This is a genomic window from Kiloniella laminariae DSM 19542 (genome assembly GCF_000374005.1).
In the GTDB taxonomy this organism is placed as follows: Bacteria; Pseudomonadota; Alphaproteobacteria; order Kiloniellales; family Kiloniellaceae; genus Kiloniella; species Kiloniella laminariae.
Genome location: NZ_KB893146.1, coordinates 16,346 through 32,915 on the forward strand (window position 1 = coordinate 16,346; position 16,570 = coordinate 32,915).

A 16,570-nucleotide genomic window follows, 5' to 3' on the forward strand; every position below is an offset into this window, starting at 1 on the left:
TTTTGAGAACATTGCATAGGTTAAGGAGAGCACAGACGGATATAGCGTTGTTTAGAAAGTTTTTTTGCTATGTCCTGAGTGTTAATCGTATTTTTGCCTTTGTGCGGTTAGCCTTGATGAGTGAGGGAAAGTGGCAATGATTTTCCCTGCAGGTTAGTCGGGACACAAAAGAAGCGGGGAACGGGATGGCTGAGATCGTATCGTTGTTGGCAGCGTCTGTTTTGGCAGTCTTGCTGTTCAGTCGGTTGGGTCTTGGTTCTGTTCTCGGCTATTTGGCGGCGGGTGCTGTGATTGGCCCCAGCGGTCTGGCGCTGGTGACGGATGCAGACAACATGCGCCATATCGGCGAGTTCGGTGTTGTCTTCCTGTTATTTTTGATCGGCCTGGAAATCAAACCGCAGCGACTTTGGGTCATGCGCCGACTGGTCTTTGGTCTTGGTGGGCTGCAAGTTGCTCTCTCGGGGCTGCTTATTGCGGGCCTGATCTATCTCATCCTCGGTTTAGAAGCGCAAACAGCTCTGATAATAGGCTTTGGGCTGGCGCTTTCCTCGACGGCTTTTGGTGTGCAAATTCTGACAGAGAAGCAACAGACCACCAGTAACTGGGGCAGGATCAGTTTTTCTGTTTTGCTGTTTCAGGATCTGGCAGTGGTCCCGCTTTTGATTCTTTTACCCCTACTTGCCCTTGGTGAAATGCAGTTTTCCGTCTCGATGGGATTTGCGGTTTTACAGGCAGTGGGAATTTTTATCTCGGTTCTGGTTGTCGGGCGCTATGCGATCAGTCCCTTGCTCAATGCCATTGCCTACAGCAAAAGCGGAGATGCCTTCGTTGCAACGGCTCTTTTGCTGGTGCTGGGTTTCGCCTGGGCGATGGAACTTATTGGTCTGTCGATGGCGATGGGAGCTTTTATTGCAGGGGTTTTGTTATCTGAATCCGAATACAAACACCAGATCGAAGCCGATGTCATGCCGTTTCGCGGGCTGTTGCTTGGCCTGTTTTTCATGAGTGTCGGCATGACTTTTGTGCCGATTTCGTTCTGGAACAATTTGGAAATTGTTGTGCTGGGGGCCGTGATACTGGTCTGTGCCAAGGCTGCGGTACTGATCGGTCTTGCCCGGTTTTGGAAGGTGCCTCTCTCCATTGCAGTAAAGTGCGGCTTCCTTCTGTCCCAGGCGGGTGAATTCGGTTTTGTTCTGTTTTCTCTGGCACAAAATCTCGATCTTTTGCCGACCGGTATGATGGAGACCCTGATTTCCATTATTGTCCTGAGTATGATCCTGACCCCTGTCATGGTAATGGTTGCTGAAAGACTGGCCCGATGGTTGAAGTCTGCGGCATCGTTTGCGATGGAGACCTCGGAACCGATCCCTGAAAGACCCGTAATCATTGCCGGATTTGGCCGGGTAGGAGAAGTTATTGCCGGAATGTTGCGTGCTGTGGATGTCGCCTGTGTCGCGATTGATATGGATGCTGCAAAGGTTGCCAGAGGACGGGAACTCGGACACAGCATTGTCTTTGGCGATGCCAGCCGCCCCGAGATCCTGCGAGCGATCGGAGCAGCTCGGGCGCGTCTGATGGTCGTGACACTGGATGACCACCATATGGCCGAAGGTGTTGTCCGGACAATGCAACGGCTCTATCCAGAGGTCCCGGTTCATGTCCGTGCCCGTGACTGGGGCAGTGCCGACCATTTTACCGCACTGGGGGCATCGCATGCCATTCCGGAAACGGTAGAAGCCAGTTTACGACTGGGGGCTGCTGCCTTGAAAGCGGCAGGTGTCGGGGAAGAGGAACGCCGAACATTATTTGAAGATCTGAGGGAAGAAGACTATGCAAAGTTGCGGGAACATCACAAAGCCTGATGTTCTGCTTGAGTGTGGTTCAAACTGATCTTGCAAATAACGATATTATGGCTTTTCCCATTTGACGCCATATTTTTCGGCAATCCAGCTGTAGCGCTCATCCCTGAAAAGGGAGAAGAGAATTTCCTCCAGTTTTGCGGCAGAGATAGGGCCTTTTCGGCGGGCAATACCGACAAAACTGTATCTCTGATCGTAGTGTTCCGAAATGAGCAAAACAGAGCGCATGTCCTGATGGGATTGAAAGTAATACTCGAGAAAGCTTTCTGTCATGACGCCGATTTCAACCCTTTTGGAGAGGACCATCTTCAGGATCTGCATCTGGCGGGTAACCAGGGAGATATTAAATTTTTGATCCAGCGCTGCCGGATCGGTTTCGTAATTTGTAAACTTGTAATGGTAGCCGAGAATGGCACCGATCTTTTTACCGGTGAGATCTTCGAAATACGCTGGGGTAATGTCTGAGCCAGCAAGGGTTATATAGCGTTCTCCACCCTGGAGATACTGCCTGGTTGCCTCGACCTGAGTGCTGTCCCACCCCCATTCCAGATGGTCAAAAAGGGAAACATCGTAATCACCCTTTTGAAACATCAGATGTCGCCTGCGGGCGCTGGTTTCCACAGTCGAGAAGTGATAGCCGGATTGTATATCGTTCATGGCGGTAATCAGATCGATACCGAGACCACTATGGGGAATACCGTCGTTGACAACATAAAAGGGCGGGAAGTGGGTAATGCCTATCTGGACTTTTACAGGCTCGGCTGTGACGCGCGTTATCGAAAAAACTACAAAGACAAAAACTGCCAAACTTGTAAAAAGTTTACAAAAATCCCCAAGCCAAGGTGACGAAGGGCTGGCTTTCTCTGTGGTCAGCATCCGCAATATTTAAGAATATCCTGTCTTGGCTTTGTCCGGGATAAGCGGAGCGGGGGTGTCATTAAAGGGTATTCTACAAGAAAAAATGCAAAATATCTTGATAATAGTTTCAGCCATAGCGAGCAAGTCGGCAAAACCAGAGGCCAGAGACAGCGAAGCCAGGGATTGTGTTTTGTATCAATAGTTCACCAGACTTTTCGGGCTGTGTTCACGGCTTCAAGACGGGATCATTATACACTGTGGTCCTAATAATATTTCCATGATGAAGTTCAAAGTAATGTTTATTGAGTATTTAGTTCGAAAAATAGCAATAATTGACAGCCTTCTCGAATCGTGTAAGCTCTGGGCAGAAATTTAAACAACTGAATTTGCGATTTTAATCGTAATGGCAATGAAGCCTCGACGATCTGTAGGGAGAAATTCCGATACAGATTGCGGGGCTTTTTTCGTTTTTGGAGTGTTGTAATGTCGCGGAAAATTCCTGTTGGGTTGCTTTACTCCACGACCGGAGCCTATAGCCTGCTTGGTCAGGAATGTCTGGATGGTGCTTTATTGGCTCTGGATGAAATTAACAGGAGTGCGGATTACGATTTCCAGCTGGTGCCCCAAATTGAAAATCCAGGTGCAAATATCAATGAATATCAACGTCTGACGGAAAAGATGACACGGGTAGATGGCTGTCGTCAGATCATCGGAACGCTTACATCCATCAGTCGGAAAGAAATCATTCCGATACTTGAAAAAAATGACGCCCTGCTTTGGTATGTGGCGCCGTATGAGGGGTTCGAGTGTTGCGAAAATGTAATCTATACAGGGGCCTGTCCCAATCAGCATATCGTTCCCCTGTTTGAGCACATCATCCCGAGATTTGGCAAGAACGCCTACCTCTGCGGGACCAATTATGTCTGGGGATGGGAAGTAAACCGGATTGCCCGTGAGCTTGTCCAGGCGTGTGGTGGCCAGGTAACGGGCGAGAATTACCTGCCGTTTCATTCCAGGGATGTCGAACGGATGATTGAGACCGTTCGGGAAACCAGACCAAACTTTATCCTGAATAACCTGATAGATGATTCAAGTTATGCACTTTTCCGCGCCTATTATTCTGCAGGGAAAACGGACAGCTTCTTTCACCCTGAAAACTGTCCGATTGTCAGTTGTAATCTGACCGAGTGTGAATTGTCTCGGATTGGCCATGACGCGGCCCAGGGCCATTTAAGTATTTCTCCCTATTTTGAAAAGATTGCCACTGCTGAAAATAGTCTGTTCCTGGATGAGTTGTCTCGGAAAGAACCAAAACGTCATTCCGTTTCAGCCTTTTTTATCAACGGCTATGCGACAACCTATTATTTGGCCAAGGCAATCAAATCCTGTGGATCTGACGACATCGATGCTGTGAAGCAGAGTGTTCTGGGGCGTAAATTTAATACCCCGCTCGGGCAGACAGAAATCAATGAAAAAACCCATCACACTGCCCTGCCCAGCTATATCGGACAGATAAATTCCACAGGTAAATTTGATATCGTCTCTGCTGCTGCAGAAGCAAAGATTGCAGACCCCTATCTGGTGAAATTTGATACGGCCGCTTTTGCAAAACAGATATCGGGCCAACTTGATCCCTTGTCGGGATCTCACCTGAAGGTGATCAAATGAAAACCTTCCGGACACCGAATTTTCTGGGACAGAAGGCCCTGATTTTGCACAGAGGTGATGAGAATATTCGCCGGCTTCAGCGCCAGCTGGATCGTCTGGGGATCAGCAGTACCGTTAGCTGGCCTGATTATGATCTGAAAAACACTACTGCTGATCTGGTGTTATTTGATGGCGATAATGCCTATGACGATCTGTTCCCCTGGACAAAAGGACTGCCCCCGGTCCCTCTGATCGCCCTGATTTCCAGCGAGGCACCGGGAAGACTTGAATGGATGCTCTCCCAATCAATTTCAGCACATCTTGTCAAGCCGGTACAGTCGAGCGGACTGTTCAGCACGCTGGTCATTGCCTATGCGAATTTTGAACGCAGCAAAGAGCTGGAGCAACAAATTGGGGAGTTGGAAAGCAGGATTTCCCGTCGCCCGGTAATTTTTAAAGCGCTTCTGCTGGTCATGGAGCACGGGGAAGTGGATGAAGAAGCTGCTTATGGAATAATCCGGACAGCGGCGATGAACAGCAGGGTTTCTATTGAAGATTTTTGTCAGACGGTGAACCGTCAGGTTGCCCTGTCCCTGATTGAAAAACATCTCTCGGGCAAGGGGGCAGCATCATGAGAGTGTTAAAGGCACTGCTTCGACGCAAACTTGGTGCATTTGGTTTACTGGTGATCTTCATGACAGTCGCCGTTGCCTTTCTTGCCCCCTTGATTGCGCCCTATCCGCCGGATCTTCAGCTTTTTGAAGGGTTGACACTGGAGGGCGCACCATTGCCCCCGAACAGCCAGTTCTGGTTGGGAACCGATCTTCTGGGGCGGGATCTCTTTTCCAGGCTTATATACGGGGCTCAGACCTCGTTGATTATCGGGGTAGTTGCCAATGGAGCTGCTATTCTGATCGGCAGCCTTGTCGGGATTGTTGCCGGATTTTACCGGGGGATTGTCGGCTCGATCCTGATGCGCTTTACCGATCTGATGATGGCTTTTCCGGCCCTTTTGCTTGCCATTGTTCTGGCCGCGATCTTTAAGCCGAGTCTATGGATTGTGGCATTGGTTATTGCCATGGTGAACTGGGTGCAGGTCGCACGGGTGATCTATTCCGAGACGGTTTCTCTGGCTGAGCGAGATTTTATCGCCGCGGAACGCACACTGGGGGCATCACCGCTTCGTATCTTGCTCAAGCATATCGCGCCGCATCTGATCTATTCGACCATTGTTTTTGGCACACTCGGAATTTCAACCACGGTGTTGCTGGAGGCAACCTTGAGTTTTCTCGGTATCGGCGTGCAACCGCCAACCCCGAGCTGGGGCAATATCATCTTTGAAAACCAGACCTACTTTGCCAGTGCTCCCTGGCTGGTTTTCCTTCCCGGGTTTGCTATCGTTTCTCTGGCGCTGGGCTTCAATCTTGTTGGTGATGCCATGCGGGAAATCCTCGATCCGACCATGAAGGGGAAACACTGATGGCGACCTATATTCTCCGACGCCTGATGGAAGCCGTTTTCATCCTGATCGGGATCACGATGATTACCTATGCCCTGCTGTACCTGATCCCGGCTGACCCGGTTCGGCAAATTGCCGGGCGGAGCGCAACGCCTGAAACAGTCGAGAATATCCGACAACAGCTGGGCCTTGATCTGCCCTTTTACGAACAGTACTGGCGCTATGTCTCGGCCTTGTTTCAAGGGGACCTCGGACGTTCCTATCTACAGAAAACCGAAGTATCAGAATTGATTGCCTCCCGTCTTCCCGCCAGCCTCTTGCTGATGGTTGCGGCCATATCCCTTGAATTGCTGATGGGTTTGGTGATGGGGACAATTTCTGCTGTCCGGCGCAACAGTGCAGTTGACAACTCATTGATGGTGATCTCGTTCGTCGGGGTCTCGGCACCGCAATTCGTTGTCGGTATTATTTTTCTCTACATCTTTGCGGTGAAGCTGAACTGGTTTCCAATTGGAGGTTATGGAACCTTTCATCACCTTGTCTTGCCCGCCCTGACGCTGGGATTTATGGGCGCGGGTTGGTACTCGCGGATGATGCGGTCTTCCATGTTGAATGTCCTGGGGCAGGATTTTGTCCGGACCGCCCGGGCCAAGGGGCTGGGGAAAGCGCGCGTGATTGTACGCCATGCTGTCCCCAATGCCCTGCTGCCGATTATCGCTATGATCGGCATTGATATCGGCATTTTTATGAGCGGCATTGTTGTCGTGGAATCTGTATTCGGCTGGCCGGGAATTGGTCAGTTGGCGTGGCAGGCAATTCAACGGGTGGATATTCCCATTATCATGGGAGTGACACTGGTGGCGGCCTGTTCAATCGTTCTGGGGAATCTTCTGGCAGATATTATTGCGCCGTTTGTTGATCCCAGAATCAAGCTGAAGTGAAGAGGAACATGGGTTTTCTCATTCACCTAACAGCATTTCGTTAATCAGGGAGCAGGAAATGGATAATAAAAAGATACTCGGAGGACTGGCTGCTGCAGCAATGGCTGTGTCTGTCGCAACCTCTTCAAGTGCTGAGCCAACAAATGGCGGCTCAATGATTGTTACCTATAAAGATGATGTGTCTACGCTGGACCCGGCAATTGGTTACGACTGGCAAAACTGGTCAATGATCAAAAGCCTTTTTGATTCCTTGCTGGATTATAAACCCGGCACAACTGTTTTGACCAACGATCTGGCTGAAAGCTACAGCATCTCTGAAGACGGTCTGACCTATACCTTTGTCTTGCGTGAAGGCGTCAAGTTCCACAACGGCCGGGTCATGACAGCTGCGGATGTGAAGTACTCACTTGATCGGGTGACAAATCCGAAAACCCAGAGCCCGGGTGCAGGTTTCTTTGCTTCGGTTAAAGGCTTTGATGAAGCTTCCGGCGGCAGTGGCGAGCTTTCAGGTGTAACTGTGGTGGATGACCGGACGGTTGCCATTGAGCTCTCCCGCCCGGATGCGACCTTCCTGCATGTTATGGCGATTAACTTTTCCTCTGTCGTGCCACAGGAAGCTGTTGAGCAGTGGGGCGAAGACTTTGGCAAACATCCGGTTGGTACGGGTGCCTTTTCTCTCGCTGAATGGTCTCTGGGGCAACGACTGGTCTTTGCCAAAAATCCTGACTATTACCAGGCGGGCCTCCCGCATCTGGACGAGATTGTTTTTGAAGTCGGTCAGGAACCCGTTGTCGCGCTTTTGCGGTTGCAGAATGGTGAAGTGGACGTCGCCGGAGACGGCATTCCTCCGGCAAAATTCCTGGAAGTGAAAAATGACCCAGAATATGCCAATGCAATTGTTGAGGGCAGTCAACTGCACACCGGGTACATTTCGTTGAATGTGAAAATGAAACCCTTTGATAATTTGGCGGTACGCAAAGCCGTTAACATGGCGATCAACAAAGACCGTATTGTGCGGATGATTAATGGTCGTGCAGTGCCTGCAAATCAGCCATTGCCTCCTCTGATGCCGGGCTATGATCCTGACTACAAAGGTTTTGCATTCGATCCGGAAGCCGCCAAGAAAATGCTGGCAGAAGCTGGTTATGGGGAAGGGTTCGAGACGGAATTGTATGTCGCCAACACCGATCCTCAGCCGCGCATTGCGCAGGCAATCCAGCAGGATCTGGCTGCAATCGGTATCAAGGCTGAGATCAAGTCCCTGGCACAAGCAAATGTGATTGCCGCTGGTGGCGAGGAGGATCAGGCTCCCATGATCTGGTCAGGCGGGATGGCGTGGATTGCCGATTTCCCGGACCCCTCAAATTTTTATGGGCCTATCCTGGGCTGTGGCGGGGCAGTTCCGGGTGGCTGGAACTGGTCCTGGTACTGTAACGAGGAAATCGACGCGCGGGCAGTCAAGGCAGATGCCATGACCAACCCGGCCGATGCCGCCGAACGGGAAGCCATGTGGCGCAAGATCTTTACTGATATTCAGGATGAAGCTCCCTGGGTGCCGATCTTTAATGAGCAGCGTTTTACCATTCGGTCGGACCGTCTGGACGGACCGGACGGGATCTTTGTCGATCCTGTTCACATCCCGGTCCATTACGACACTGTTTATCTCAAGGGTGGGCAATAATATGTGTAAGGCCTGTGATTATACCATTCACGGGGCACAGCATCACTTCGGGTGGGATCATTCGATCCCGCCCGTTGCGACGGTCGCTCCGGGCAGCACAATCGAGTTCGTGTGTCAGGATTCATCTGCAGGGCAATTGTCCTCAAGCTCGACTGTCGAAGACATCGTCAGTCTGGATTTTGGTAAAATCAATCCGGTGAATGGCCCTGTTTTTGTCGAAGGGGCCGAACCCGGCGATGTGATCAAGGTTTCGATTGAAGAGTTCAAGCCTTCAGGGTTTGGCTGGACCGCAAATATACCGGGTTTCGGGTTGCTCGCCGATCAGTTCACTGATCCGGCTCTGCATATCTGGAGTTACGATAAAAACACGCTGGCGCCTGCGGCTTTTGGACCGGGCGGCAGGGTGCCGCTGAAACCTTTTGCCGGTACCATTGGGCTGGCTCTTGCTGAACCCGGTCTCCATTCTGTTGTTCCTCCAAGACGTGTCGGGGGCAATCTGGATATTCGGGATCTTGCTGCTGGAACGCAATTGTATCTGCCTGTTGAGGTTGCTGGCGGCCTGTTCTCTATCGGGGATACCCACGCTGCACAGGGTGATGGAGAGGTTTGTGGGACGGCAATTGAAAGCCCGATGAATGCGGTTGTTACGCTTGATCTGATCAAAAACGAGAAGCTGGAGACGCCGCGCTTCACCACCCCAGGTCCGGTAACCCGGCATCTGGACGGCAAGGGCTACGAAGCAACCACCGGAATTGGCAACGACTTGATGGAGGGGGCCAGAGGTGCGGTCAGCCGGATGGTCGATCTCTTGAGCGCCCGCTATAACATGACACCTGTTGAAGCCTATATGCTTTGCTCAGCCTGTGGAGATCTGCGTATCAGCGAGATCGTTGATCAGCCCAACTGGATTGTCTCTTTCTATTTCCCAAGACTGGTTTTGGAATAACGTGACCTATCAACAAAATCATCACCCGGTGCTTGAGGTTCGTAATCTGATTACCCGGGTTGCGACCCCAGCAGGGGCAAAGACAGTACTGGATAATGTATCTTTTACGCTTCAGGCGGAAGAGACACTTTGCCTGGCGGGTGAATCTGGTTCCGGAAAATCGGTCACGGCTCTTTCAATCATGGGCCTGTTACCACCTTCAGCAAGGACAACCCAAGGCGAAATTTTACTGGAAGGTCGTAATCTGCTGGATTTGTCTGATCGACAGATGCAAAAAATCCGTGGTGGTGACATTGCCATGATTTTTCAGGAGCCGATGACTTCGCTGAACCCGGTTATGACCATCGGACGACAACTGAAAGAAGCGATCAGTATTCATCAGGATGTCTATGGCAAGGAGGCGGATGCCAAGGCCTTGAGGGCGCTGGATGCTGTCCGAATTTCCGAAAGCAAACGCCGGATGGTGCAGTATCCCCACGAACTGTCTGGCGGAATGCGCCAACGGGTGATGATCGCCATGGCTCTATCCTGTAATCCGAAGGTTCTCATTGCGGATGAACCCACAACGGCACTGGATGTGACGATACAGGCGCAAATCCTGACGCTGATGAATGAGCTGAAGAAGGACTTCCAGACCTCGATCATTCTGATCACCCACGATATGGGGGTTGTTGCCGAAATGGCTGATCGGGTGGCGGTGATGAACAGCGGGCGGATTATCGAGGCGCAGGAAGTTAAAAAGCTGTTTCAGGCACCATCCGAAGCCTATACCCGTGCGCTGCTCAAGGCGATCCCCAGGCTCGGGAGTATGAAAGACACGCCGTCTGAGGCCAAACAGCTGACACCGGAGGGGAAACCACAGACCCCGGTGTTGGAAGTACGGGATTTGACCGTGCGTTTTGACATCAATGGAGGACTGCTTAACCGGCCTGTTAGCAGGGTCCATGCGGTGGAAAAACTATCCTTTGATCTCTTTCCGGGGGAGACTCTGGCGCTGGTCGGGGAAAGTGGCTGTGGAAAGTCAACAATTGGCAAGTCGCTGGTCAGTCTTATTTCGGCAAAGGGGACGATCAAGATCGACGGACAGGAGGTTACAGGCCTTTCCGCCCAGGAGCTTTTGCCGGTTCGACGCAAGATCCAGATGGTATTTCAGGATCCTTATGCGGCACTGGATCCCAGAATGACAGTCGGGGATCTGGTCGGAGAGCCCCTGGTTATTCACAAGCTTGCTCATGGTCGTGAACTGATTGACCGTGTGGAGAATCTCTTTAACCGGGTCGGTCTTCCCGCGGATGCTATGGCACGACACCCTCATGAGTTTTCAGGGGGGCAACGGCAGAGGATTTGCATTGCCCGGGCACTGAGCCTTAGCCCCAAGATTATTGTCGCGGATGAATCCGTTTCGGCTCTGGACGTGTCAGTACAGGCGCAGGTGCTTGATCTCTTGCAAGAACTGCAACAAGAACTGGGCCTCTCCTATCTGTTCATTTCTCACGACATGGCTGTGGTGGAACAGGTCTGCCATCGGGTGGCTGTGATGTTGCTGGGCGAGATTGTTGAGTGTGGGCCAAGAGACATTGTCTTTTCCAACCCGCAACACCCCTACACAAAGCAGCTTCTGGATGCGGTGCCTATTGCTGATCCTACAGTTCGCCGCAAAGAACGCTTCTTGCCGCAAGGCGAAGTTCCAAGCCCGGTCCGGTCCCTTGATTACAAGCCCGAGATCAGGTCTTTCAACAATCTGGGGCAGGGGCATTTCGTGCGGGAGTATGCCTGACCTTCAGGGAAAAACGTACTAAACAGTTAATCGGAAAAAGAAACATTGCCGCGGTTTTTTTTGATTGCACCGCGCTGTTTCTTTTTGTCTGTCCGTTTGGTTTTTGCTGATCTGCTCGGTTTGGTCGGGCGGCGGCTTTTTTGCTGGATTGTGGCCTTCTGGATCAGCGCAACAAGCCTTTCCTGGGCATCCTGACGGTTGCGATCCTGGCTGCGATGGCTGTTGGCGGTGATAATGATCTCGCCATCCCCAGTCATCAGATGGCTGGCAAGGTTTCTGAGGCGGTTGAAGACAAAGCTGGAAATGGCAGGGCTGGTTTTTGCGTTGAAGCGCAGCTGGACGGCAGTTGAAACCTTGTTCACATTCTGCCCGCCCGAACCTGAGGCCCGAATAAAGCTTTCGCTTAACTCGTCGGGATGGAGCTGAATTTGTTCAGTTATCCTGATCATGGTTGCTCGGGGAAGAGAGTTATATCATCGCCGCTTTGCCAAAGAGGGTATTTTTTCAGAATAGTCAAAAAGAGCCCTGAATTGACAAAGTTGTTGAGCCAGTCCTGTAAGGCAGGATAACCCGATTGTGAAAACCAGTCCGGGTCAACCTTGGAGAACTGTCGGATAAAAGGGGCAATAGCCATGTCGGCCAGTGATGCCTTGTTGCCGAAAAGATGTCCGGAGGGCTTTAGTCTGGTTTCAAGGCGGGTGAGAAAAAGCTCAGCGCTTTCGCGGTGGAACAAGGGATCTGTGTTGTCATAGCGGTTTGGATATTTGTAACGGTCCAGATGTGGCTTGAAGTCAGCTTCACAGTTGCTGATCAACTCGAGCATTTCTTCAAGGCTTCCTGTCTCGGGGGACAACCATTCCTGCGGGTCATGCTGTTTGAGTGCCCAGAGCATGATGTCGAGGCTTTCCTCAAGCACTTTTCCATCCGGAAGAACAAGAACCGGGACCGTGCCTTTGGGAGAAGCGGCCAGCATGCTTTCTGGCTTGCTGCGCAAGATGATTTCCCGCAACTCGCACTGTTGCCTGCTGCTCTGGATGCCCAGTCGTGCTCTCATGGCATAGGGGCACCTTCTGAAACTGTAGAGAACCGGAAGGTCTGTTTTCAACGTTGTTATCATTTGCTCATATTTTATTAAGAACAACACCAGAGCTTATCTGATGAGGGGGTATTTGATGATCTCAATTTAAGACCAAAGAGGAACCGGAGTGCAAAGAGAAAAGGCCGCCAACCTGGCGACCTTTTCTCTTTGTTTATTGGAAAACCTTCGACCAGCAGGGCAGGAGGAGGTTTAGGCAGCCTGACGCTTGCCAAAACGCTTCTGACCATTTCCATTGGTGTTCTGGGCTGAACGTGGCTTGTAGCTGCGTCCGCGACCTGCATCGTCGCCACGGCCTGCGCCATCACGTCCACCACGGCCATTGCCACCACCGGATTTAAACGGACGTCCGCCGCGACGGTTGGCAGGTTTCTGACTCGCAGCATCGCGCGCGCTGATTTCCACGTGGAAAGGATGGTCTTTTACGACGGTGATGTCCTGACGAATAACCCGTTCAATCCGTTTCAATGTACCGATTTCTTTTGGAGAACAGAAAGAATAGGCTTCACCTGTTGCTTCTGCACGGCCGGTACGGCCAATACGGTGCACATAGTTTTCAGGATCTGTCGGCAGATCGATGTTCACAACGATCTTAATGCCAGGAACGTCGATCCCGCGTGCGGCAACATCGGTTGCAACCAGAACATCAATATCACCACGGCGGAACTTGTTCAGCACCTTGGTACGAATACGCTGCTGCTTGTCACCATGGATTGCATCAACCCGGCGGCCATCATCCCGCAGGGCATCAGACCAGCGGTCTGCTTCGGCTTTGGTCTGCATGAAGACCAGAACGCGTTCACCAGGATTGTTGTCGAGGATGTGGTTGAGCAGAGCCTGTTTCTGACCGCCGTGCACATAGAAAGCACGCTGGGCAATATTGGCAGACGTGGTTGACTGTGGTGCAGTCTCGATGCGAACGGGATCATTCAGCAAAGAGGCAACCAGACGGTCAACAGCTTTTGGCATTGTTGCCGAGAAAAGCACGGTCTGGTGTGGTTTTGGCAGGCTGTTGGCAATCTCGGTAACTTCATCAGAGAAACCGAGGTCGAGCATACGGTCAGCTTCGTCAAGGATCAGCGTGGTGGTATTGTCCAGTTTGACAGATCCACGGTTTATGTGATCGACCAGACGGCCAGGTGTTGCCACCAGAATGTGAACGCCACGATTGAGATCGCGGAACTGCGGGAACATTGGTGCGCCGCCGGTTACTGTGGTGTAACGGATCGGCAGGAATTTTGTGAAAAGGCGCAGAACCTGGCCAATTTGCTGGGCGATCTCACGCGTTGGAGCGAGGATCAATGCCTGTGGGTGGTTCGGTTCGAAGCGTTTGTTCTCTTCGGTCAGACGCTGGAGCAGCGGCAGAACGAAAGCAGCGGTTTTACCCCCACCAGTCTGTGACAGACCGATAACATCTTTACCATTGAGCAGGGCTGGAATGGCCTGTTCCTGGATTGCTGTTGGTGTGGTGAAACCCTGTGCGTCGATCGCGCGCTGAAGCGGCTCAATAAGATTGAGCTCGGAAAACTGAGTCATGCTGGATAAATCCTTTGAAAGCATGGTGAAGGCTATACCTGGATCAATCTAGCTCTTCGCCGCACTCTCGGAGATATCTGTGTACACACAAGAACAAGCGCCATCGATCAAGGCGGAGTTGATATGCAACTCCATTATCAGAGCGGGTATTCATGAAGTGTCCTTCATCCCCTCCCGCAAGGTGACGCAGCAATATAGGAATGCCCCCTGTGGGTCAAGCCCAAGCGAGGGAATTCTTTTGCATGGCGCCTATGCGTTTGGAAGGGTACTCGCTTTTTATTGCGGAAAACAATCAGGGACTTATCTATCTGATTCAGACGGATTTTTATGAAGTAAGTTTATGGGGTGATTGATTAAATTTTGATTTTTGGGAAGGGGGTTGGCGCATGGTATCCTGTCGGGATTTCCCGATCTTCACTCCCAGACAGGGAAACGCCCTTCGGTGGCGAGTTCGCTCATCTGCTGTTCAAGATCCTGGATGAAGCTTTCTGTTTCACCGGACCAATATCGGGGGGCGCCGACAAAAGCATCACAAAAAAAGGGAACAAAAACAGCTTCTCCTCGCGGCAGAGCTTTCCCCAGACCGTGCAAGAACAGGGGAGAGATCGGGACAGCAGGAAATTTTTTACTGATCAAGGCGACCCCCTTTTTAAACCGGGTCAGCTCTTCCGGGTTGCCGCGGGAACCCTCGGGGAAAATGATCAGGATCTCTCCACGTTGCAAAGCGTCAAAGCTTGAGGCCAACGGGTTTCCGCCGCGTGTCGCCCGTTGAACCGGGATAATGCCGATGATGTTAAGAGCGAACCAGGCGAGCAGTGGATTTTTGAGAAAATAGTCGGCTGCGGCGACCGGCCTTACTTTGGGCAGGAGCTTGAGAGGGAAGAGAGACAGGATCACCAGAGTGTCGAGGTGAGAGTTGTGATTGGCAACAATCACGGCTGGTCCTTGCACAGGAAGAAGTTCCCGACGCCGGATATTCAGCCCCATGGCCAGCAGGACCAGAGGCCTGACGATGAGGAGAATAAACAAGGCACGGAGCAGCTGGTTGATCATGTCAGTAATAAAAGTATCTGATGTAGTGGAAGAAGACCGGTGCCGTATAGGTCAGGCTGTCAAGCCGATCCAGAAGGCCGCCGTGTCCGGGAATGGTGCTGCCGGTATCCTTGACCCCGAGGTCCCGTTTGATCGCAGAGATTGTGACGTCACCAATAAAACCGGCCAGAGCAATAATAGCCCCCCCGATACCCGCCATCATCAACGACATGGGAGAAAGCAGCGGGCCGAGGACAAGCGCCAGCAAGGAAGTCGACAACATTCCCCCCAGAAAACCGGCCCAGGTTTTGCCGGGACTGACCTTGGGGATGATCTTGGGACCGCCGATCATCTTGCCCCAGACATATTGGGCAACGTCGTTGAACTGGGTCAATACCATCAGCAGGAACAGCAGTCCTGCCCCCGATTTGTCAAACTGCCGGATCGCAGTCGCCGGAGCGAGTTCAACAAGGGCGCTTTCGGGCAAGACCAGAAGATAGGCCGCGTGGGACAGGGCAAAGACAGTCATCATCAACCCCCAGCTCAGGGTGCCAATTGCCCGGAGGAAACCCTGGGTTTCACCAAGCAAGACCATCCGGAAGGGAAGAAAGAGAAAGACCCAGACAGGGATGAAGATGATGAACATGCCGTACCAGCCAGCATAGACCCAATAAAACTGGATCGGAATGGCAAGATAAGCCCAAAAAAGAACCCGGTGATCTGCCCGGCGTGTCGGAATCATCGAGAGATATTCTTTAAGCGCGAGAAAGGAAAGTAGTGCCAGGAAAATAACAGAGAGCGTCCGATTGATGGCAATGGCAAAGGTGAAGATCCCGGCCATGTACCACCAGGATTTTACCCGGAGCCAGAGCTCCTTGTGCACTTCGTCAGCTTTGCCCCGGCGCATCAGGGCGACCAGGAGCGTGGAAAAAGTCAGAAGCCCAAAAACACTGGCGATGACATAGACAAGGTTTTCCGGGATGGGCAGATCTTGCAGGGAGATCATGAACGGGTGCTTTCGCCAGCTTCGCGCAGGGCTTTCTGCGCACGGTTAAGAAGTGTGTAACAAGAAAGTACGATCAGGATTGCCAGATAAATGGTGCTCAGCTGAGGGGAGATGAAATCAAAAGCAAGAAGCAGGGCCAAAAGGCCAAAGGCAAAAGCCCGGTCGCTTTTCCCAAAGGGGCCGTCATATCTTCTGGAGGCCCCGATCTGCACCGCAATGACCCCGGTCATCTCGACAATGACGCCAAGAAGGATCACCAGCGTACAAAGTACAGCAGAAACACCGGGTATCAGGGCAAAAGGGAGATAGAGGCAAACATCAGCCAGGACATCTCCCAGCTCATTCAGCAGTGCGCCAAGCCTGCTTTTCTGGTTGAATTCCCGTGCCATCATGCCGTCGATGGCGTTAAGCGCCATTCGGACGAACAGGAGCAACGGCAGGGTCAGTAACGGCAGGGCAGACCCCGGTGCAAGGGCAATCCAGATGCCGCCAGCAACAGAAAGGATCAAGGCAGCAAGAGTTATATGATTGGCCGTGAGACCAATCCTGACAAAACGGGCACAAAGCGGCCGGAGCAGATTCTGAAATCGCGGCTTCAGATCATAAATGGTTATCACGTATTTCCCTCGATAACTCGACCACAGATACCAACAGATACTATCTATAATAATACAGGCTATAATAATACAGGCGATCATAAGTTGGGGACATAGGGGTTGTAAATCACCCAGT

The 16,570-nt window shown here is 51.7% G+C and carries 15 protein-coding genes; 8 read left to right on the top strand and 7 right to left on the bottom strand.

Annotated elements, in window-relative coordinates; all coding sequences use genetic code 11:
* Window positions 1-185 precede the first annotated feature (185 nt).
* Complete coding sequence (locus tag B152_RS0110820) at window positions 186-1,862, top strand: monovalent cation:proton antiporter-2 (CPA2) family protein (protein ID WP_020592437.1); 1,677 nt, start codon at window positions 186-188, stop codon at window positions 1,860-1,862.
* 45 nt (window positions 1,863-1,907) lie between these two features.
* Here the strand turns inward: B152_RS0110820 and B152_RS0110825 are convergent, their stop codons facing one another.
* Window positions 1,908-2,741, bottom strand: coding sequence for a substrate-binding periplasmic protein (locus B152_RS0110825; protein WP_157231040.1), 834 nt, complete (start codon window positions 2,739-2,741; stop codon window positions 1,908-1,910).
* A gap of 459 nt (window positions 2,742-3,200) precedes the next feature.
* On the opposite strand from B152_RS0110825, the gene B152_RS23345 reads away from it, so the two are divergent.
* Genes B152_RS23345 through B152_RS0110860 form a run of 7 tightly spaced genes read left to right on the top strand, consistent with a single transcriptional unit; the run spans window position 3,201 to window position 11,168 of the window.
* Window positions 3,201-4,385, top strand: a complete 1,185-nt coding sequence (locus tag B152_RS23345) for a transporter substrate-binding domain-containing protein (protein ID WP_020592439.1) — start codon at window positions 3,201-3,203, stop codon at window positions 4,383-4,385.
* Window positions 4,382-4,999, top strand: a complete 618-nt coding sequence (locus tag B152_RS23350; RefSeq protein ID WP_020592440.1) for an ANTAR domain-containing response regulator — start codon at window positions 4,382-4,384, stop codon at window positions 4,997-4,999. Before B152_RS23345 ends, B152_RS23350 begins: the two co-directional genes overlap by 4 nt.
* On the top strand, window positions 4,996-5,844 hold the full coding sequence (locus tag B152_RS0110840; RefSeq protein ID WP_020592441.1) for an ABC transporter permease: 849 nt from the start codon (window positions 4,996-4,998) through the stop codon (window positions 5,842-5,844). Before B152_RS23350 ends, B152_RS0110840 begins: the two co-directional genes overlap by 4 nt.
* Entirely contained in the window at window positions 5,844-6,764 is a 921-nt protein-coding gene (locus tag B152_RS0110845) for an ABC transporter permease (RefSeq protein ID WP_020592442.1), read from the top strand. The genes B152_RS0110840 and B152_RS0110845 overlap by 1 nt, the downstream gene beginning before the upstream one ends.
* Window positions 6,765-6,822: 58 nt before the next feature.
* Window positions 6,823-8,445, top strand: a complete 1,623-nt coding sequence (locus B152_RS0110850) for an ABC transporter substrate-binding protein (protein WP_020592443.1) — start codon at window positions 6,823-6,825, stop codon at window positions 8,443-8,445.
* A 1-nt stretch (window position 8,446) separates the two neighbouring features.
* A complete protein-coding gene (locus B152_RS0110855; protein ID WP_020592444.1) occupies window positions 8,447-9,391 on the top strand; it encodes an acetamidase/formamidase family protein in 945 nt (314 codons plus the stop codon).
* A gap of 1 nt (window position 9,392) precedes the next feature.
* On the top strand, window positions 9,393-11,168 hold the full coding sequence (locus tag B152_RS0110860) for an ABC transporter ATP-binding protein (protein WP_020592445.1): 1,776 nt from the start codon (window positions 9,393-9,395) through the stop codon (window positions 11,166-11,168).
* 26 nt (window positions 11,169-11,194) lie between these two features.
* On the opposite strand, the gene arfB is transcribed toward B152_RS0110860, so the two are convergent.
* The 6 genes from arfB to B152_RS0110895 form a co-directional block, all read right to left on the bottom strand.
* Window positions 11,195-11,617, bottom strand: coding sequence for an alternative ribosome rescue aminoacyl-tRNA hydrolase ArfB (gene arfB, locus B152_RS0110865; RefSeq protein WP_020592446.1), 423 nt, complete (start codon window positions 11,615-11,617; stop codon window positions 11,195-11,197).
* Window positions 11,614-12,285: a glutathione S-transferase gene (locus B152_RS0110870; protein ID WP_083921866.1), complete on the bottom strand. Its 672-nt coding sequence runs from the start codon at window positions 12,283-12,285 to the stop codon at window positions 11,614-11,616. The genes arfB and B152_RS0110870 overlap by 4 nt, the downstream gene beginning before the upstream one ends.
* 171 nt (window positions 12,286-12,456) lie before the next feature.
* On the bottom strand, window positions 12,457-13,800 hold the full coding sequence (locus B152_RS0110875; RefSeq protein ID WP_033406144.1) for a DEAD/DEAH box helicase: 1,344 nt from the start codon (window positions 13,798-13,800) through the stop codon (window positions 12,457-12,459).
* Window positions 13,801-14,214: 414 nt separating this feature from the next.
* Window positions 14,215-14,853, bottom strand: coding sequence for a lysophospholipid acyltransferase family protein (locus B152_RS0110885; protein ID WP_020592450.1), 639 nt, complete (start codon window positions 14,851-14,853; stop codon window positions 14,215-14,217).
* 1 nt (window position 14,854) lies between these two features.
* Window positions 14,855-15,838 (bottom strand): phosphatidate cytidylyltransferase, encoded by a 984-nt coding sequence (locus B152_RS0110890; protein ID WP_020592451.1) that lies wholly within the window; start codon window positions 15,836-15,838, stop codon window positions 14,855-14,857.
* Window positions 15,835-16,455 (bottom strand): CDP-alcohol phosphatidyltransferase family protein, encoded by a 621-nt coding sequence (locus tag B152_RS0110895; RefSeq protein WP_020592452.1) that lies wholly within the window; start codon window positions 16,453-16,455, stop codon window positions 15,835-15,837. The genes B152_RS0110890 and B152_RS0110895 overlap by 4 nt, the downstream gene beginning before the upstream one ends.
* Window positions 16,456-16,570 lie beyond the last annotated feature (115 nt).